At 64.7% G+C, this 17,768-nt stretch carries 21 protein-coding genes; 10 read left to right on the forward strand and 11 right to left on the reverse strand.

The window, feature by feature from the left end; all coding sequences use genetic code 11:
* Window positions 1-53 precede the first annotated feature (53 nt).
* The 3 genes from Sj15T_RS10945 to Sj15T_RS10955 form a co-directional block, all read right to left on the reverse strand.
* Window positions 54-1,100: a homocysteine S-methyltransferase family protein gene (locus tag Sj15T_RS10945; RefSeq protein WP_013041049.1), complete on the reverse strand. Its 1,047-nt coding sequence runs from the start codon at window positions 1,098-1,100 to the stop codon at window positions 54-56.
* A gap of 137 nt (window positions 1,101-1,237) precedes the next feature.
* Window positions 1,238-2,167 (reverse strand): methylenetetrahydrofolate reductase, encoded by a 930-nt coding sequence (metF, locus tag Sj15T_RS10950; RefSeq protein WP_013041050.1) that lies wholly within the window; start codon window positions 2,165-2,167, stop codon window positions 1,238-1,240.
* Window positions 2,164-3,135 (reverse strand): metalloregulator ArsR/SmtB family transcription factor, encoded by a 972-nt coding sequence (locus Sj15T_RS10955; RefSeq protein ID WP_013041051.1) that lies wholly within the window; start codon window positions 3,133-3,135, stop codon window positions 2,164-2,166. Before Sj15T_RS10955 ends, metF begins: the two co-directional genes overlap by 4 nt.
* A 214-nt stretch (window positions 3,136-3,349) precedes the next feature.
* Between Sj15T_RS10955 and Sj15T_RS10960 the strand changes: the two genes are divergently transcribed.
* Entirely contained in the window at window positions 3,350-3,577 is a 228-nt protein-coding gene (locus tag Sj15T_RS10960) for a hypothetical protein (RefSeq protein ID WP_007687485.1), read from the forward strand.
* Window positions 3,578-3,707: 130 nt separating this feature from the next.
* Here the strand turns inward: Sj15T_RS10960 and Sj15T_RS10965 are convergent, their stop codons facing one another.
* Window positions 3,708-4,124, reverse strand: a complete 417-nt coding sequence (locus Sj15T_RS10965) for a glycine zipper 2TM domain-containing protein (protein WP_007687483.1) — start codon at window positions 4,122-4,124, stop codon at window positions 3,708-3,710.
* A 230-nt stretch (window positions 4,125-4,354) separates the two neighbouring features.
* Between Sj15T_RS10965 and Sj15T_RS10970 the strand changes: the two genes are divergently transcribed.
* Window positions 4,355-5,344, forward strand: a complete 990-nt coding sequence (locus Sj15T_RS10970) for an esterase-like activity of phytase family protein (protein WP_013041052.1) — start codon at window positions 4,355-4,357, stop codon at window positions 5,342-5,344.
* Between the two features lie 178 nt (window positions 5,345-5,522).
* Here Sj15T_RS10970 and rpmB read toward each other — a convergent pair whose 3' ends face one another.
* Window positions 5,523-5,816 (reverse strand): 50S ribosomal protein L28, encoded by a 294-nt coding sequence (gene rpmB / locus Sj15T_RS10975; RefSeq protein ID WP_007687480.1) that lies wholly within the window; start codon window positions 5,814-5,816, stop codon window positions 5,523-5,525.
* Window positions 5,817-5,964: 148 nt separating this feature from the next.
* Between rpmB and Sj15T_RS10980 the strand changes: the two genes are divergently transcribed.
* Both Sj15T_RS10980 and Sj15T_RS10985 read left to right on the forward strand, forming a co-directional pair.
* Window positions 5,965-6,186 carry a hypothetical protein gene (locus Sj15T_RS10980; RefSeq protein WP_013041053.1) on the forward strand — a complete coding sequence of 74 codons (222 nt, stop codon included), beginning with the start codon at window positions 5,965-5,967 and terminating at the stop codon, window positions 6,184-6,186.
* A 97-nt stretch (window positions 6,187-6,283) separates the two neighbouring features.
* The gene (locus Sj15T_RS10985; RefSeq protein WP_041386567.1) at window positions 6,284-6,742 is read left to right on the forward strand and encodes a nucleoside deaminase; all 459 of its coding nucleotides are present in this window, start codon (window positions 6,284-6,286) and stop codon (window positions 6,740-6,742) included.
* Here Sj15T_RS10985 and Sj15T_RS10990 read toward each other — a convergent pair.
* Window positions 6,704-8,605, reverse strand: coding sequence for a hypothetical protein (locus tag Sj15T_RS10990; RefSeq protein WP_013041055.1), 1,902 nt, complete (start codon window positions 8,603-8,605; stop codon window positions 6,704-6,706). The genes Sj15T_RS10985 and Sj15T_RS10990 overlap by 39 nt on opposite strands.
* A gap of 44 nt (window positions 8,606-8,649) precedes the next feature.
* Between Sj15T_RS10990 and Sj15T_RS10995 the strand changes: the two genes are divergently transcribed.
* The gene (locus tag Sj15T_RS10995) at window positions 8,650-9,066 is read left to right on the forward strand and encodes a GtrA family protein (RefSeq protein WP_013041056.1); all 417 of its coding nucleotides are present in this window, start codon (window positions 8,650-8,652) and stop codon (window positions 9,064-9,066) included.
* 85 nt (window positions 9,067-9,151) lie between these two features.
* Here the strand turns inward: Sj15T_RS10995 and Sj15T_RS11000 are convergent, their stop codons facing one another.
* The 4 genes from Sj15T_RS11000 to Sj15T_RS11015 all read right to left on the reverse strand — a co-directional run bounded on the left by Sj15T_RS11000 (window position 9,152) and on the right by Sj15T_RS11015 (window position 12,041).
* Window positions 9,152-9,445 (reverse strand): GIY-YIG nuclease family protein, encoded by a 294-nt coding sequence (locus Sj15T_RS11000; RefSeq protein ID WP_013041057.1) that lies wholly within the window; start codon window positions 9,443-9,445, stop codon window positions 9,152-9,154.
* A 117-nt stretch (window positions 9,446-9,562) separates the two neighbouring features.
* Window positions 9,563-10,363 carry a LytTR family DNA-binding domain-containing protein gene (locus Sj15T_RS11005; protein ID WP_007687468.1) on the reverse strand — a complete coding sequence of 267 codons (801 nt, stop codon included), beginning with the start codon at window positions 10,361-10,363 and terminating at the stop codon, window positions 9,563-9,565.
* Window positions 10,360-11,466, reverse strand: a complete 1,107-nt coding sequence (locus tag Sj15T_RS11010) for a histidine kinase (protein ID WP_007687467.1) — start codon at window positions 11,464-11,466, stop codon at window positions 10,360-10,362. The genes Sj15T_RS11005 and Sj15T_RS11010 overlap by 4 nt, the downstream gene beginning before the upstream one ends.
* A 95-nt stretch (window positions 11,467-11,561) precedes the next feature.
* The gene (locus tag Sj15T_RS11015; protein WP_007687456.1) at window positions 11,562-12,041 is read right to left on the reverse strand and encodes a winged helix-turn-helix transcriptional regulator; all 480 of its coding nucleotides are present in this window, start codon (window positions 12,039-12,041) and stop codon (window positions 11,562-11,564) included.
* A 111-nt stretch (window positions 12,042-12,152) separates the two neighbouring features.
* Here Sj15T_RS11015 and Sj15T_RS11020 point away from each other — a divergent pair, with 111 nt between their 5' ends.
* The 4 genes from Sj15T_RS11020 (at window position 12,153) to rplL (ending at window position 16,128) form a co-directional block, all read left to right on the forward strand.
* Window positions 12,153-14,258, forward strand: coding sequence for a bifunctional (p)ppGpp synthetase/guanosine-3',5'-bis(diphosphate) 3'-pyrophosphohydrolase (locus tag Sj15T_RS11020; RefSeq protein WP_013041058.1), 2,106 nt, complete (start codon window positions 12,153-12,155; stop codon window positions 14,256-14,258).
* 30 nt (window positions 14,259-14,288) lie between these two features.
* Window positions 14,289-14,435 (forward strand): endonuclease, encoded by a 147-nt coding sequence (locus tag Sj15T_RS11025; RefSeq protein ID WP_013041059.1) that lies wholly within the window; start codon window positions 14,289-14,291, stop codon window positions 14,433-14,435.
* Between the two features lie 707 nt (window positions 14,436-15,142).
* Window positions 15,143-15,658 (forward strand): 50S ribosomal protein L10, encoded by a 516-nt coding sequence (rplJ, locus tag Sj15T_RS11030; protein WP_007687448.1) that lies wholly within the window; start codon window positions 15,143-15,145, stop codon window positions 15,656-15,658.
* An 89-nt stretch (window positions 15,659-15,747) separates the two neighbouring features.
* Window positions 15,748-16,128 (forward strand): 50S ribosomal protein L7/L12, encoded by a 381-nt coding sequence (gene rplL / locus Sj15T_RS11035; protein WP_013041061.1) that lies wholly within the window; start codon window positions 15,748-15,750, stop codon window positions 16,126-16,128.
* A 218-nt stretch (window positions 16,129-16,346) separates the two neighbouring features.
* On the opposite strand, the gene Sj15T_RS11040 is transcribed toward rplL, so the two are convergent.
* On the reverse strand, window positions 16,347-17,240 hold the full coding sequence (locus tag Sj15T_RS11040; RefSeq protein WP_013041062.1) for an N-formylglutamate amidohydrolase: 894 nt from the start codon (window positions 17,238-17,240) through the stop codon (window positions 16,347-16,349).
* Between the two features lie 150 nt (window positions 17,241-17,390).
* On the opposite strand from Sj15T_RS11040, the gene Sj15T_RS11045 reads away from it, so the two are divergent.
* Entirely contained in the window at window positions 17,391-17,768 is a 378-nt protein-coding gene (locus Sj15T_RS11045; RefSeq protein ID WP_007687442.1) for a response regulator, read from the forward strand.

The following is a 17,768-nucleotide window of genomic DNA, read 5'->3' on the forward strand; positions in this document are numbered from 1 at the left end:
GGATCGGCCCACCCCCCTAACCCCCTCCCGCCTGCGGGAGGGGGAACATTATTTTACGCCGCGATATGCATGGGTTCCAGGCCCGCGAGCCGCGTCACCACCGGCAGTTCCGGCACCTGGCGCGGCTTCTGCCCCGCCAGCGCCTTCGCCACCGCGCCGATATGCGCGGGCGTGGTGCCGCAGCAGCCGCCGACCATGTTCACCAGCCCCTCATCCACCCATTGACGGATCAGCTTCGCCGTCGTTTCGGGCAGTTCGTCATATTGCCCCAGTTCATTGGGCAGGCCCGCATTGGGATAGGCCAGGATCAGCGTGTCGGCATTCTTCGCCAGTTCGCTGAGATAAGGCCGCAGCAGGTCCGCCCCGAAGGCGCAGTTCACGCCGATGGTCAGCGGCTTCAAATGCCGCAGCGAATACCAGAAGGCGTTGATCGTATGGCCGGACAGGTTGCGGCCCGACATGTCGGTGATGGTGAAGCTCAGCATCAGCGGCACGGGCCGTCCGGCCGCCGCCTCCGCCTCCCGCGCCGCCATGCCCGCCGCCTTGGCGTTCAGCGTGTCGAAGCAGGTTTCCACCAGCAGGAAATCCACCCCACCCTCGATCAGCGCGTCGCATTGTTCGCGATAGTCGGCCTTCAGCGTGTCATAGTCGACCTCCCGATAGGCGGGATCGTTGACGTCCGGCGAAATCGACAGCGTCTTGTTCGTCGGGCCGATGGAACCGGCCACGAAGCGCGGGCGGCCGTCCTTCGCGCTCGCGGCTTCGCATGCCTTGCGGGCGATCCGGGCGGCGGCGACGTTGATGTCCCGCACCAGATGCTCGCAGCCATAATCGGCCATGGCGATCTTGGTGGAGGAGAAGGTGTTGGTCTCGATCATGTCCGCGCCGGCATCCAGATAGGCGGCGTGAATGCCCTCCACGATGTCCGGGCGGGTCAGGCACAGGAGGTCGTTATTGCCCTTCTGGTCCTTCGCCAGGTCGAGCGACCCGCGATAATCCGCCTCGGTCAGGCCGTGCTTCTGGATCGACGTGCCGTAGCCGCCGTCGAAGATCATGATCTTTTCCGCCGCCACGGCGCGGAATTGTTGTTCGGGCGTCATTCCACCAAACTCGCTTCCTGAATAACCACTGTTCGTCCTGAGTAGGGGCTGAGCTTGTCGAAGACCCGTATCGAAGGGCGGTCCTTCGATACGCCATTTCGACGGGCTCAATGGCTACTCAGGACGAACGGAAAATTTCAAACCGCATTTGTCGCCACCGGCCGCAACCCCAGCAGATGGCAGATCGCATAGCTCAGTTCCGCCCGGTTGAGCGTGTAGAAATGAAAGTCGCGCACGCCGCCCGCATAGAGTTTGCGGCACAGTTCCGCCGCCAGCGTCGCGGACACGAGTTGCCGGGCGGCGGCGTGGTCGTCCAGCCCTTCGAACAGCTTGCCCATCCAACCCGGCACGTCGGTGTTGCACATGGCCGACATGCGCTGGACCGCCGCGAAATTGCTGACCGGCATGATGCCGGGGATGATGTCCGCGTCGATCCCCGCCGCCGCTGCCGTGTCGCGGAAGCGGAAGAAGGTGTCCGGCTCGAAGAAGAATTGGGTGATCGCCCGCGTCGCGCCCGCGTCCAGCTTGCGCTTCAAATTGTCGATGTCGCTCTGCGCGCTCTGCGCGTCGGGATGGGTTTCGGGATAGGCGGCCACGGAAATCTCGAACGGGTGACGCTTGCGCAATCCCTCGACCAGTTCCGCCGCGCCCTTATAGCCATCCGGATGGGGTTCGAACTTCGCGCCCATTTCCGGCGGATCGCCGCGCAGGGCGACGATGTGCCGCACGCCCGCCTCCCAATAGGCGTCCGCCACCTCGTCGATCTCGGCCCTGCTCGCCGCCACGCAGGTCAGATGCGCCGCCGCCGACAGGGGCGTTTCCTTCGCGATCCGGGCGACGGTATTGTGCGTCCGCTCCCGCGTCGATCCGCCCGCGCCATAGGTGACGGACACGAATTTCGGGGCCAGCGGCGTCAGCGTCTGGATGGCGGACCATAGCTGCTCCTCCATCTTCTCCGACTTGGGGGGGAAGAATTCGAAGCTCACATTCACGTCGCCCGCCAGATCGGCGTAGAGCGGCGCCTGCCAGGCCTGGGCCGCTTCGACGGAGGGGAAACCAAGGGTCATGCGGAAAGTCGTCCTTCGATTGGCAGGACGCGCGCGCCACGGCGCCGCCCCAGCCATAATTGCACCGTCAGTTCCTGGCCGGGCAGCACCTCCACCCGCTCCAGTTCCAGGCCCGCGTCCGCGAACCAGCTTTCGATCTGATCGTCGGAAAAGCCCAGGCGCGCATGCTGGTCGCGCAGCCGCAGTTCCTCCCGTTCATGCGCCGCGAAATCGGCGATCAGGACGCGGCCGCCCGCCGCCGTCACCCGCGCCGCTTCCTCGATCACCGCTTCGGGCGCCTGCGCATAGTGCAGCACCTGATGCAGCACCACCGTGTCGGCGCTGCCCGGCTCCAGCGGCAGGGCGCCGAAATCGCCCAGCACCAGCGCGTATTTGTCGCCCGCATCCTCCGGCAGCTTGGCGCGGGCCAGCCGCAACATGTCGGGGCTGCGGTCCAGCGCCGTCACCTGGTCCGCCGACGGGCCGAACAATTCGATCATGCGCCCGGTGCCGGTGCCGATGTCGAGCAGATGGCCGATGGGTTCCGCCCCCAGCAGAGCGGTCATCGCCGCCTCCACATCCCCCTCCGGCACATGGAGCGACCGGATCGCGTCCCATTCCTCGGCATGTTCGGCGAAATAGCTTTCCGCCGCCTGGGCGCGATCCGCCCGCACCGCGGCCAGCCGGGCGAGGTCCGCCTTCTGCCACAGCAATTCGCCCTCCGACGGGACAAGCTGGTCGAAAAGCGTCAGGAAAGGCGCGATTTCCGCCTTTTTGCTCAGGCGCAGGAAAACCCAATTGCCTTCCTTGCGCCGTTCGACCAGATCGGCTTCGGCCAGGATGCGGACATGGCGCGACACGCGGGGCTGGCTTTGCCCGACGACCTGCGCGATCTCGCCCACGGCCAGTTCCATGGCGCGCAACAGATGGATGATGCGCAGCCGCGTGGGATCGCCCAATGCCCGGAAAATGTCGAGTGCCGCGCTCATGACAGGATCATATAAAGAAATCTTTATATACGTCAATGGCCGTTCGGAACGGCGCCGTTCGACCCCTTGCAGCCCCAAATCACGGGCTTGGCGCATGATTGGGATTGCCATGAGTCGCCGGATTCATTACGAATCGCGGCGCAGACGCAATGGGGGGTGAACTTTTCTCCGAGAGTGGTCTGCGCCGTTATTATTCTCAGAGAGGGGTTAACCCATGACCAAGTCGATTGCTCTTTCGCTCGTTCTCGCCGCGTCGCTCGGCCTGGCCGCCTGCTCGGGCGGTGCGGAAAATGCCGCCAACGCGTCGGCCAATGCTGCCGAGAACGCGTCGAACGCTGCCGACAACGCCATGAACGCCGCGATGAACGCCGCCGACAACGCTTCGAACGCCGCTTCGAACGTTGCCAACACGGCCGGCAACGCTGCCGCGAACGCGATGTAATTCCCTATCCGGGAATTGTCTGGAACGGGCCGCGCCGGAAACGGGGCGGCCCTTTTCTTTGCCTTGCCCGAACGAAAAAAGGGCCGCCCCGGTGGAGCGGCCCTTTTTTCGTTCATCTTTAGGCGATGGATCAGCAATCCCGGTCGATCGCCCGCCCGGCCAACGCGCCCACGCCCGCGCCGATGATGGCGCCCGTGGTGCCGTCGCCGCGACGGCCATAGCGGCCGCTGCCCTTGCCCACTTCATTGCCCAGCAGCCCGCCGGCGATCGCGCCGATGATGGTGCCGCCCGTGCCGTTGTCCCGGCAGCGATAGCCGCCGCGATAGCCGCGATAGCCCCGATAATAGCGATCGCCGCGATAATAGCCGCCGCCCCGGTAATAGCCGTCGCGATAGCCGCGATAACCCCGGTCGCCGCGATAATAGTCGCCGCGTTCATAATGGCGGCCCCAACCGTCGCGGGCCATGGCCGGCGTTGCGGTGACGGCAAGAGAGGCAGCGCCCATCGCCAGCGCCGCCCCCAGATTGATCAGAAACTTCGTCTTCATGGCGTTGCTCCTCATTAGCCCTCGATCCCGGCAGGGTCTTCCCAAGCGGGGACTCGCCATCGATTGAAGCCCTTTCTGCCCGATTCGCATTGAGCCAAGCCTGAATGGCGATGTCAGCCGCCGTTCAGCATCGGAGCGACCGCCCGACAGCTTATCGCGCTTTTCGCGCGCCGAGGCCAGCGCCGCGAAAAACCCTGCACGGCGGCCGATTATCCCCTATGGCAGGGGCGATGCGCCGAATCCTGATCGTCCTGCTGCTCGCGATCCTGCTGCTTCCCGCGCCGCACAAGAACAAGCCCGAACCCTTCGGCCCCGGCCCGCTGCTGGTGAGGGCGCGCCCCCTGCCGCTGAACGCCGCCGATCCCGGCCAGCGCGACCTGGGGCCGCTTCATTATCTGGGCGGATGGCAATTGAGCAGCGCGCATCATGGGTTTGGCGGCATATCGTCCCTGCTGGCGGAACCGGACGGGCAGATTTTGGCGCTGAGCGATTCCGGCACGCTGATGGGGTTCCACGTAGGTTCCGGCAGGGGGGAGCGGCGGCCGTTCATCGCCCCCCTCCCCATCCGGCCGCAGGACCGCGACCGCCCCTGGTGGGCCTGGGATTCGGAAGCGATGGCCCGCGACCCCGCCACCGGGCGCTATTGGGTGGGTTTCGAATTGCAGCAGATGGTCTGCCGCTATTCGCCCGGCTTCGCCCGCGTGGAGGCCTGCCGCACCTGGCCGGAGATGGAGGCCTGGCCCGAAACCGGATCGATCGAATCGCTGGCGCGGCTGTCCGATGGGCGTTTCCTGGTGCTGGCGGAGATGGGCATGACCGCCGACGGCAGCCACGACGCGCTGCTGTTCGCGGGCGACCCGGCGGAGGCCGCGACCGCGCACCCCATGCACCTGCGCTATGTGCCGCCGCGGGGCTATCGCCCGACCGATGCGGTGGCGCTGGACGAGCGGCATGTGCTGGTGCTCAACCGGCGGCTGACCCTGCAATCCTTGTTCACCGCGACGCTGGCGATGATCGAACTGCCGGAACGGCCGCGCCCCGGCGACCGGCTGAAGGCGCGGGCGCTGGCCCGGCTGGCGCCGCCGCTGCTGGCGGACAATTTCGAAGGGCTGGCCGTGACGCGGGAGGGCGGGCGCAGGATCGTCTGGATCGCATCCGACGACAATCATGAATTCTTCCAGCGGACCCTGTTGCTGAAATTCGGGTTGGATTGGGAATAAGGCCTCTTGGGAGTTGACCTACCCTATTCCTCCCCATCGGTAGATGGGGAGGGGGACCAGCCGAAGGCTGGTGGAGGGGAAGGGGGCACGACCTCCGCAATTTCTCCTCCAACATCGGCCAACGCAAAAAAGCGGCCCGTCGCCGGGCCGCTTCTTCAAGCGAACGAATCGAACCGAATCAGGCCGCGACGGCAGCCTTCTTCTTCGCGATATCGCGCTTCAGGCGGCGGGCCTTCAGCGACAGCTTGTCGTCGCTGGTCTTCAGCAGCCAGTTGTCCAGGCCGCCATTATGCTCGACCGAACGCAGGCCATGGGTCGACACGCGCAGCTTCACGGTCGTTTCCAGCGCTTCGGAGATCAGCGACACGTTCTGCAGGTTGGGCAGGAACACGCGCTTGGTCTTGTTATTGGCGTGGGAAACATTGTGACCCACCTGGCGACCCTTGCCGGTCAGCTCGCAAATGCGCGACATAGTCAATCAACCTTGTAATTCGGGTTCGTTCGGAAAGCGGCGCGGATAACGGGATTCCCCGCGCGCGTCAACCCGCCCAGCGCCTTTCCGGGCCGCAACCCTTTCCGACTCATGAGCGTTGAAGGCCCATAAGCCAAAGGAGGCGGAAATGCGATTCATTGGTGGCCTGTTGCTGATCCTGCTGCTGGTCCTGGCCGGCGGCATCGCCACCGGCTTCATCGACCTGCAAAAGACGCAGGAAGGGCGCCTGCCGGAAATCGCGGTCAAGGGTGGCTCCCTGCCCAAATATGAGGCCAGCGTGGCCAAGGTCGAGGTCGGCAAGCGCAAGGAAACGGTCGAGGTGCCGACGGTGGATGTGCAGAAGCCGTGAAAAGACCCTCCATGTTCCTGCGAAGGCAGGAACAGGTTGCTTTCCGCGGAACCGCCCCCCCTCCCCTCGCGCGCGCTTATCCTCTATGGGCGAAGCCATGCCTTCCCCCTTCCCCCTGCCCGAACCGATGCGGCGCGCGCTGGAGCTGGCCCGCGCCGCCGGCGAAGCGGGCGAAGTGCCGATCGGCGCGGTCGTCACCCTGGACGGCCGGACCATCGGGGAGGGGGAAAATCGCAACCGGCGCGACAATGACCCCACGGCCCATGCCGAAATGGTCGCGATCCGCGCCGCGGCGGCCCATCTGGGCGACTTTCGCCTCGCCGGATGCGACCTGTGGGTGACGCTGGAACCGTGCGCCATGTGCGCCGGCGCGATCTCCCACGCCCGCATCGCCCGCCTCTATTACGCCGCGGCGGACCCCAAGGGCGGCGCGATCGAACAGGGACCGCGTTTCTTCACCCAGCCGCAATGCCTGCACCGGCCGGAAGTCTATGGCGGCCTGGCGCAGGCCGAGGCATCAACGCTGCTGCGGGATTTTTTTCTCGCCCGGCGCTGAATAATCGATGCGGTAGAGCGTGTAGGGCAGCGTCATCCCCGTCCTCAGCGGCACCGGCCTTAGCCAGCCGGGCACGTCGCCCCGCATCAGCCCGGCATAAAAGCCCCTGGGGCTGCGCGCCTGATAGATGGTGCCTTCGGGAAAGCCGGGGCACACCAGCAGATAGGCGGCATGGTGCTTCGCCGCGATCGGCCGGAACGCGTCGGCAGGGCCGTCATAGGCATGGTGCATGTCCAGGATCGTCGCGCCGTTGCGGTGATAGGGGCCAGCCACGGCGCTGTGATGCGTCGCGACGATCAGGCGCGGCCCCAGGTCGACCATGGTGAAGATGGTGGCGGGCGGCACCTGATTGAGCACCTCCAGCGCCGGCAGGGTGCGGCAACGGCCATTGGCGTTGGCGATGGCCTTCCGCCGCGCCTGCGCCTTGGGCTTTTGCGGCTTGGGCTGCTCGCCCGTCGCCATGACCCAGAGCCGGTTGATCTGCGGATAAAGCGGCGTCGCGAAGGCCGCGCCGGCCAGGGCCGCCGCGCCCAGCGCCGCGACCAGTCGAACGGCGGGCCTTCCCGTCGCGATCAGGCACAGCAGCCGATAGGCGGCCCAGGCGGCGGGCGGTATGGCCAGCAGTTGCGCCGCCGGACCGGCCCGAAGCTGCCAGAACAGCAGCGCGGTGGAAAAGAGCATCATCAGGCCCACCGTGGCCCAGGCCCAGAGCCGGTCGGCGTCCCTGCGCGCGTCCCACAGCGCCCAGAGCAGGCCGATCAGGCCCGCCGCCGGTATCGCCATCAACGGCACCACCAGGCTGCGCGCCTGCACCGTGATCGGCTTGGCCTCGCGGATGTTGGCCAGCCACAGCTTCTGCAATTCGGGCGAGATCTGATAGGCGCCCGACAGGCATTGCGGCCAGTTCGTCCAGGCGAAGGCCGCCACCGCCGCGCCGACCACCAGCCCCGCGCCAAGCCGCGCAGGCCAGTTTTTGAGCGGCAGCAGCGCCAGCAGCGCCATCCCCGCCGACGCCGCCGCGAAGATCGCGACCCAGATGGGCGAGATGGCGTCGCACAGCATTTCCCGGTTCGCGTAGCTGGCGAACAGCATGAACAGCACCGACGTCGCGCCGCCAAGGCTGATCGCATAGGGCAGCATCCGCCGCGCCGCGCCGTCCTTGAACACCCAGCGCAGCGCGATGAGCGCGCCGCCCGCCGCCAGATAGACGATCATCTCCATGCCGATGGCGATGGACAGCGCGCTGCTGACCCCCGCGACGATGCCGCCGCGCAGCCAGTTGCGGTCGACCACGCCCGCCAGCATCAGCACGGTGAAGGCCAGTTGCCAGCCATGATGGTCGATCCGCATCGGCAGGAACATGCTGATGCCCATCTGCGCGGCGAAGGGCGCCAGCGCCGCCAGGAACCAGCTGTTCCCCCCCGCCAGCCGCCGGGCGATGAAGCCCAGCCCCAGCATCAGCGGCAACAGCGGGATCATCGGCGCGATGCCGCAGGCCAGCCGGTCGGCCAGCCCCTGGTCCAGGAAGGCGCGGAAGAACAGCATCAGCCCCGCCAGCGGCAGGTCCACCAGCCGCGACCAGTGGATGTCGAACCCGGCGGGCGGATCCAGCCGATATTGCCGCAGGTCGTACCAACCCTGCCCGGCCAGCCAGTCCTTCACCTGCAGATAGCGGATATTGTCGTCGGTATCGTTCAGCGTCAGCCACTGTATCTGCGGCCAGCGGGTGGAAACCATATAGGCCATGGCGCCGATCCACAGCAGGACGGTCAGCCACTTCCAGTTCCGTTCCGCGTAGAGCGACAATTTCGCCGCCAGGGGAAGGATGCGCGCGCGCAGGACAGGCCAGCTTTGCAGTTTCATGGTGGCTCGATTAGAGGGTCCGCATCAAAGCGCAACGGGGCGGCATGAAAATCCTTCATATCTTCACACCGGAAAAGCAGGCGCTGTTCTGGCAGATCGTCCGTTACGGCCTGACCGGGCTGTTCGTGACCGCCTGTCAGGCGACGATCTACTGGACGCTGGCCGCGCCGGTCGGGCTGCATCCGCAGGTCGCCAACGGCATCGGCTATCTGGCGGCGGTGGCGGTCGGCTATGTCACGCACAGCAGCTTCACCTTTCGTGGGCATGGCGGGCGCGACAACCAGGCGGCGCGGGGGGTCCGCTTCGTCGCGGTGTCGCTGGTCAGCTATGCGCTGAACGCGCTATGGGTGTGGTTGTGCGTGACCCATATGCAATGGCCGGAATGGTCGCCCATCCCGGCCATGCTGTTCGTAACCCCGGCGGTGGTTTTCGGGCTTAATCGGCAATGGGTGTTTCGTTAGAATGAGTTGAACCATGTTCTAGCGCCGGCGGGAACCCGGTCGGACGTTGGAACTGGGCTCCTGCCTTCGCAGGAGCACGGATATTTTATTGGGCGACGTCTTCGAACAGATCGCGCCAGCCGGGGTTTGCTGTCTCGATCAGGCGCAGCTTCCAGTCGCGTTTCCATTTCTTCATGCGAAGTTTGCGGAGGCGGGCCTCCTGAAGATCGTCATAGGCCTCGTACCAGACCAGGAAATGGCAGCGATATTCGGCGCTGAATTCGCTGCCCAAGCCGTTGCGATGCTGCCAGGCGCGTTTGACGAGATCGCTGGTTACGCCCAGGTAAAGCGTGCCGTTGCGGCGGCTGGCCATGATGTAGACGTAACCGGGCTTGCTCACCGGCTTTCTCTACCGTGTTCCTGCGAAGGCAGGAACCCAGTTCTGCCTTCGACCTGCAACCGCACCGTCTGAACTAGGCTCCTGCCTTCGCAGGAGCACGTCACTCTTACACTCCGATCAATGCACGAACCGCGCCACCACGTCGCGATAGGAGCGGCTGACCTTCACCTGCGCGCCGGATTCCAGCACCAGGAAGCATTCGCCGTTGGTGTGCGGCTTCACCTGCCGCACCTGGCTTAGATTCACGATGGTCGAACGATGCACCCGCTGGAAATTGCGCGGGTCCAGCCGCTTTTCCAGATCCTTCATCGTCTCGCGCAGGATCAGCGAATTGTCGGCGGTATAGATGCACATATAGTCGCCCGCGGCGTCGATCCGCTCGATGGAATCGACGTCCACGCGGAAGATCTGCCCGCGATCCTTGATGTTGATGAGCTTTTCGAAGCGGTTGGCGGCGGGCGCGTCGCCATCGCCCGCAAAGTCGTTCATCGCGTCCGGCGCGACCTCCGCCAGCACTTCGCGCAGCTTTTCCACTTCCTGCACCTGGCGTTTTTCGGACAGGCGCTGGCGCACCCGGTCCAGCGCGTCGGCAAGCCTTCCCTCCTCCACCGGCTTCATCAGATAATCGACCGCCTGCGCCTCGAAAGCGCGGATCGCATGGTCGCTATAGGCGGTGCAGAAGATGAAGAGCGGCGGTTCCACCTCCATCAGCCCCTGCACGACGGAAAATCCGTCGAAGCCGGGCATCTGTATGTCGAGGAACACAAGGTCGGGCTTGTGCGTCTTTATGGCGCGGATCGCTTCGCGGCCGTTGGAGCAGGTTTCTACGATTTCGACATCCTCATGCGCTTCCAGACGCAGCTTGAGGCCTTGTATAGCCAGGCTTTCGTCGTCGACGAGGATTGTTCTGATGGTCATGCGGCCACTCTCGATGGTTCATCCAGGTTAAGCGGCATTTCGATCAGGACCGAAAAGCCGCCAGGCGTGGAACGCGTTTCGAAGCTCTGTCGTTCCCCGAAGGCCTGAATCAGCCTGTCGCGGATGTTCGCCAGCCCGACGCCCGTTCCTTCGCTGACGGGATTGTTCGGGCGGGTGAACCCCTCATTCAATCCCGGACCCGTATCGGATACGATGATCCGGACGTTTTCACCGGCAGGCTGCGCCGTGACGGAGATTTCCGCGCCTTCTTCCTTGGGCGTGACCGCGTATTTGATGGCGTTTTCGACCAGCGGCTGGAGCAGCAGGGAGGGCAGGCGCGATTGCGCCACCGCCGGATCGATGTTGAAGACCGGCCGCAGACGGTCCTCGAACCGCATCTTCTCGATCTCCAGATAGAGTTTCAGCGTCTCGATCTCCTGCTCTATCGTCACCTGCGCGGTCGGTTCGTTGATCAGGGTATAGCGCAGGAAGGAGGACAGGCGCGACAGCATGGCATTGGCCCGGTCCGTCTGCTTCAGCAGCACCAGCGTGGAGATGCTGTTCAACGTATTGAACAGGAAATGCGGATTGAGCTGATAGCGCAGCATGGCGAGTTGCGCGCTGGACGCCTGATTTTCCAGCCGCAGCAACTGGTCCGCCTGCTCCTCCACCGTCAGGTAGAAATTGATCGCATAATAAAGCGCCGACCATGCGCCCAGCAGCGTCATCGAAAGGTAGAAGGCGCCCAGGAACAGTTGCAGCCCTGCCGTGTCGCTGCCCCTATTCTGGGTCGAGAACACCCAGGCGTCGATGAACGCCACCAGCCCCGCCGCGACCACCACCGTGACGATGGACGCGCCCCAGGTGACGATGGGCCGCTGCCGCTGGAGGAAGCGGAACACCACCGCGATCAGCAGCGTCACCGAATAGCCCGACACGGTGGAGATCATCACCGGGATCAGGCTGGAAAGCGGCTGCCCGTTGGCGATGGTGGACGACCCGCGCAACAGGAACGCGCCGGCCCATCCCACGGACTGGAGGTTCCAGAAGGCGCGATTCTTGTCCGCGAAAAAGGGCTGGGGCTGGAAACGATGCACTGACATTGGCGTCAGCCTAAAGCATCATAGGCTGTCAGAACAACCGTCATGCTGAACTTGTTTCAGCATGACCGACCGATGCAGGGCGCGCGCCCATTGCGTCAGGCGACGGCGGCTTCCTGCCGGACCGGCGTTTCCTCATCGACGCAAAGCCAGATCAGGTCGCCCGGCTCCAGCACCCGGCCGTCATGGGCCTGGATGGTCATCTTGCGGATCGGCTGCCGGTCGCGGCCGTCGGCCAGCACCTGGCAGGATGCGGGGCCGCAGCCCCATTTTTCGCCCCATTGGCGCAACGCGATCATCGCGGGGGCCAGATCCTCCCCCTTCTGGGTCAGGCGATATTCGACCTTGCGCCGGTCGCACTGCATGGGCTGACGCACCATGATGCCGTTTTCCACCAGCCGGGCGAGCCGATTCGCCAGGATGTTGCGGGCAATGCCGAGAGTCGATTGAAACTCCTCGAAATGCCGGATTCCCGAAAGAGCGCCCCGCAATATGAGGAACGACCAGCGTTCTCCCATCGCTTCCAATGCGCCGGGCAGCGCGCATTGCTCCAGATCCTGCGCCAGAATATGTGTCATCGTCTCACTTGATAGCTCAAAGCCACCCGCGTTGCAAAAGCGCATCGCTATTCACCCAAGATGGGATTTTTTTGTTGCACAGCAAGGGGCATCGCGGACAATCGCAACAGGATGCTACGCCAGTACGAACTTGTTGAACGGGTAAAGCGCTACGATCCGGAAGCGGACGAAGCGATGATCAACCGCGCCTATGTGTTTTCGGTCCAGAAGCACGGCAGCCAGAAGCGCGCCAGCGGCGACCCCTATTTCAGCCATCCCATTGAAGTCGCAGGCATTTTGACCGACTTCAACCTGGACGACCAGACCATCGTGACCGCGCTGCTGCACGACACGATAGAAGATACGCTGGTCACCTATGAGGAGATAGAGCAGGCCTTCGGCAAGGACGTCGCCAGGATGGTCGACGGCGTCACCAAGCTCAGCAAGATCGAGGCCATGTCCGAAAATGAGCGGGCGGCGGAAAATCTGCGCAAATTCCTGCTCGCCATGTCGGACGACATCCGGGTGCTGCTGGTGAAGCTGGCCGACCGGCTGCACAATATGCGCACGCTGCACTTCATCAAGAATGAGCAGAAGCGCCGCCGCATCGCCCGCGAGACGATGGACATCTACGCCCCGCTGGCGGAGCGGATCGGCATGTACGACTTCATGCGCGAGATGCAGCTTCTGGCTTTCCGCGAACTGGAGCCGGAGGCCTATGACAGCATCACCAAGCGGCTGGAGCAACTGAAGGAAGGCGGCCATGACAAGGTCGACCGGATCGGCGCGGAACTGCAACTGCTGCTGGGCGGCAAGGGGCTGCCGGTCACGGTGTCGGGGCGGGAGAAGCATCCCTATTCCATCTGGAAGAAGATGCAGGAACGCCATATCAGCTTCGAGCAACTGACCGACGTCATGGCCTTCCGCGTGATCACCGAGACGGCGGAGGATTGCTACCGCGCCCTGGGCGTCATCCACCAGACCTTCAAGATGGTGCCGGGCCGGTTCAAGGATTATATCTCCACGCCCAAGCGCAACGGCTATCGCTCGCTGCACACCACGGTCATCCATCAGGACAATGCCCGGATAGAGGTGCAGATCCGCAGCCGCGACATGCATCATGACGCCGAACTCGGCCTGGCGGCGCACTGGGCCTACAAGCAGAAGGGCGACGCCAGCGACCATCAGGCGGCATGGCTGCGCGACCTGGTCGAAATATTGGAACAGAGCCAGGACGCGGACGAACTGCTCGAACATACGCGCATGGCGATGTATCAGGACCGGATCTTCGCCTTCTCCCCCAAGGGCGAGCTGCACCAGTTGCCCAAGGGGTCGACGCCGGTGGACTTCGCCTATGCGGTGCACACGTCGCTCGGCAACCAGACCGTGGGCGCGAAGGTCAACGGCCGGGTCGTGCCGCTGCGCACCATGCTGGAAAATGGCGACCAGGTCGAAATCCTGAAATCCGAGGGGCAGGAACCGCAGCCCGGCTGGCTGACCTTCGCCATCACCGGCAAGGCCCGCGCCGCCATCCGCCGCTATATCCGCCAGAAGCAGCGCGGCGAGGAAGTGGCGCTGGGCGAGAAGCTCTATGAGGAGATTATCGGCCGCTTCTCCCCCGAACTGGCGAGCGAACTGGGCGACAAGGCGCTGAAGGCGGCGCTCAAGCGCCTGAAGCTGGACGACCGCGCCTCGCTGATGGTCGCCATCGCCACGCACCGCCTGCTCGATTCGGAGGTGATGGAGGCGCTGATCCCCGGCTCCACCAGCGCGGAGGGGGTGGAGGAAGCCCATCCGCGCCAGCACGCCCCGGTGTCGATCCGCGGCCTGACGCCGGGCATCGCCTATAATCTGGGCGACTGCTGCCACCCCGTTCCCGGCGACCGCATCGTCGGCGTCCGCCGCACCGGCGAACCGATCGAGGTCCACACCATCGACTGCCGCTCGCTGGAGGTGGATCAGGACGACGATTGGGTGGATTTGAGCTGGGACAGCAAGTCCAAGGGCGGCACGGCGCGGCTCCAGGTGATCGTCAAGAACCAGCCGGGCGCGCTGGCCGCCGTCACCAACGTGTTCGGCGCGACCAAGGCGAACATTCTGAACCTGCAACTGGTGAACCGCGAAGGCCCGTTCCACACCGACATCATCGACCTGGAAGTGGCCGACGCGCAGCATTTGAACCGCATATTGTCGGCGCTGCGGGGTCTCGACACGGTGGTGCAGGCGGACCGGGTATAAGCATGGCCATGGCGTGAGATCGGCCGCCTCATGCTCGTCGCCCCGGGGCTTGGCGAGGACATCGCAACCTGCGTCAAACAGGAAAAACGTCTCAAGCGTTGGCGACGCGCATGGAAATTCGACCTGATCGAACGCAACAACCCCGACTGGCAGCACATGTTTAACCTGCCCGCCTGAAAGGCAGAAGGCAGCGAGACCCCGGCTCAAGGCCGGGGTGACGGGGTTGGGTGGTCAGCCGTCATTCCCCCTCCCGCAGGTGGGAGGGGAATGTCTTGGATGGTCGCTTCCAGACAGCCTCCTTCCCGTCATCCCGGCCTTGAGCCGGGATCCCGCTCCTTGGCCGCAAACTGCGCTGCTCTGCCGGCTGTCACCCACAGGCCACAGCTTGCGCAAAAACCATCCTATTTCCCGCAGCCCCTCCCCTTTCTTCTGTCCTACATCCCCCGGCCCGCCTATCCCGCCCCCGTCTTTGAAATGTCGATCCGCTTCCCACCACGCCTACGCGCGCTCACGCCCGCGCGCGCATACACTGTGAACTTCGACGGAAAACCGCGCTTTTCCGCGCTCCGATCCGACCCTTCGTCAGAATCCGCGTGACATGCCTCCTGTAAATCTGTAGGGGCGCACGCAGCAGGCCCCTGGCAGCAGTGCCGGTGGCCTTCCGTCCGAGACAGTCGGTGAAGGGAATCTGCCCTTCTTAATTTCCGGCCTAGACGGGGAAAAGTTCTTTGCCGGCCGGGCGCAAGCGCCTGTCCGGGTCTGCCTGTTCTCCTTGAGGGATACGGGCCAGTCGATCTCTCCCCTTCGGACCAATGCCCCGCGGGTTCGCCCGTGGGTTTTGCCGTTCATCGGGCCGTCCGGTGAACATGAAGTGGAGTAAAGGCATGGATCGTAATCAGAAAGCTGAGGTCGTTTCCGCGCTGAACGCACATCTGGCAGAGGTCGGCGTGGTCGTCGTGACCCGCAACCTCGGGCTGACGGTCGCCCAGTCGACCCAGCTCCGCCAGAAGATGCGCGAAGCCGGCGGCACCTACAAGGTTACGAAGAACCGCCTCGCCAAGATCGCCCTTGAAGGCACCGACTATACCGGCATCAGCGACCTGCTGACCGGCCCGGTCGGCCTCGCCTCCTCGGCCGATCCGGTCGCAGCCGCGAAGGTTGCGGTCGAATTCGCCAAGACCAACGACAAGCTAGAGATCGTTGGCGGCGCGATGGGCGAAGTGCTGCTGAACGCGGAGGGCGTCAAGGCGCTCGCCTCGATGCCGTCGCTGGATGAACTGCGCGCCAAGATCGTCGGGTTGCTCGTTGCGCCCGCGACCAAGCTCGCGACCGTCACCCAGGCGCCGGCTGCCCAGCTCGCGCGGGTCTTCAACGCCTATGCGGAAAAGAACGCGGCCTGATCGCCGCGGGATTTCCCGAAAAGACTGTTTTCAACTCTCGTTTAAGGGGCCTTCCAACGCCCCGCCCAGAAGGGAATAGGTAAAGTAACATGGCAGACATCAATGCTCTGGTCGACCAGCTCTCGGCCCTGACCGTCCTCGAAGCCGCCGAGCTTTCCAAGGCTCTGGAAGAAAAGTGGGGCGTTTCGGCCGCCGCTGCCGTCGCGGTTGCCGCTCCGGCCGGTGGTGGCGCCGGCGCTGCTCCCGCTGAAGAAGCCAAGGACGAATTCGACGTCGTCCTGACCGGCGACGGCGGCAAGAAGATCAACGTCATCAAGGAAGTCCGCGCCATCACCGGCCTGGGCCTCACCGAAGCCAAGGCGCTGGTCGAAGGCGCGCCGAAGGCCGTCAAGGAAGGCGTCGGCAAGGACGAAGCCGAAAAGATCAAGAAGCAGCTGGAAGAAGCCGGCGCGACCGTCGAACTCAAGTAAGTTCGGTCAAGCCCCGCGCAAGCGGAACTGCTTTCCGGCCGCGGCCGGAGGAAATGGGGGCGGCGCCTTGTGCGCCGCCCTTTTTCCGTAGGCGCCGTTTTTGGGCGACGATGCGCCGGAAGCGCGGAAATTGCAGCGAGACACGTGGCTCGCTTCACCCATTTTGCAGGCCGTCATGGGTTGAATGCCGATCGGCCCTGACGCCCTATTCTTCCCAATCACTCCGCCGCCATCGCATAGTCCGAACGCGGCAACTCATGCGCCAGGGCGTTCACGATGGCCGCCACCACCTTCTGCATGGCGGCAAGGCCAGGCCCCGGCTGGTCCATGGCCTCGTCCAGATAAAGGCTTCGGTCGCATTCCACCTGGATGGCATAAAGCCCATGCATCGGCCTGCCATGGCGCTCCACCATGTGATCGCCCGCATAAGGATGATTCTGCGCAACCGCGATGCCGTGGGCGGCCGCCACGTCCGCCGCCAGCGTCATCAGCCGGGCCGAAGCGCTGCGGCCGAATCGATCCCCCAGCACCAGCCCGGCGGCAGCCTGGCCGGCCGTCGGCGGGGGCAGCGGAGGCATGGAATGCAGGTCGATCAGGATCGCATGGCCATAGGCATCCCGCGCCGCCCGCATCAGCCGCGCCAGCGTCGCATGATAGGGCCTGTGGAACAGTTCGATCCGGCGCACCACCTCCGCCCAGCCAAGCGAGCGCTGCCAGAGTTCATGCGCGCCCGGCAAGCGGCGCGGGATCAGGCCCAGCCCGCCGCGCAACTTGGCGCTGCTTTGCAGGGGGACGTCGCGGGGAATGCCGCCGACCATGGCCGCATCGATCTCCCGCTCATGCCGGTTGAGGTCGATCGCCGCCCGCGGCACCCGCGCCACCAATACCGGCACGCCCTGATCCACCAGCGGATAGGCCAGCATGTCCGCCCAGCGATCCTCCAGCCTTTGCAGAACATCCCGCCGCACCCGCGCCTGCGCCAGCAACGCCGCGTCATAATCACGGCCCGCATGCGGCACGGAAACGACCACCGGCCCGGCGGGGACAGCGGGCTCGTAAAGATCGTAGGCGGGCGTGGTTTCGGTCGGAACCGGCGGCGCGCTATGTCCCAAACAAGATCCTTTCACAGGCGGCCGCCCAAAAATGGTTACTCGGCTGGATAATATTTACACCTTGTCGCATATATAGTCGCTTCACGCCATCCGCGAAGGGGGCGATCAGGGGGTCGGCCGTCACAGGCCAGGGACGAGACGTACGGGGCAATGATTCGAATTCTGCTGGCGGAAGATGATGAAAGCATGCGCGCCTATCTGGCCCGCGCCCTGGAGCGCTCGGGCTATGAGGTCGTGTCCGTCGCTACCGGCGCGCAGGCGGTGCCGCATATCGACAGCGACCGTTTCGACCTGCTGCTGACGGACATCGTCATGCCGGAAATGGACGGGATCGAACTGGCCCAGCATGCCGCCGCGGTCGCGCCCGACATGCGAATCATGTTCATCACCGGCTTTGCCGCGGTCACGCTGAAGGCGGGCAAGGCCGTGCCGCAGGCAAAAGTCCTGTCCAAGCCCTTCCACCTGCGCGAACTGGTGCTGGAGGTGGAGCGCATGTTCGGTACGGAAAGCCTGACCGGGCTGAACTAG

It is taken from the genome of Sphingobium sp. TA15, from assembly GCF_037101235.1.
GTDB lineage: Bacteria > Pseudomonadota > Alphaproteobacteria > Sphingomonadales > Sphingomonadaceae > Sphingobium > Sphingobium indicum.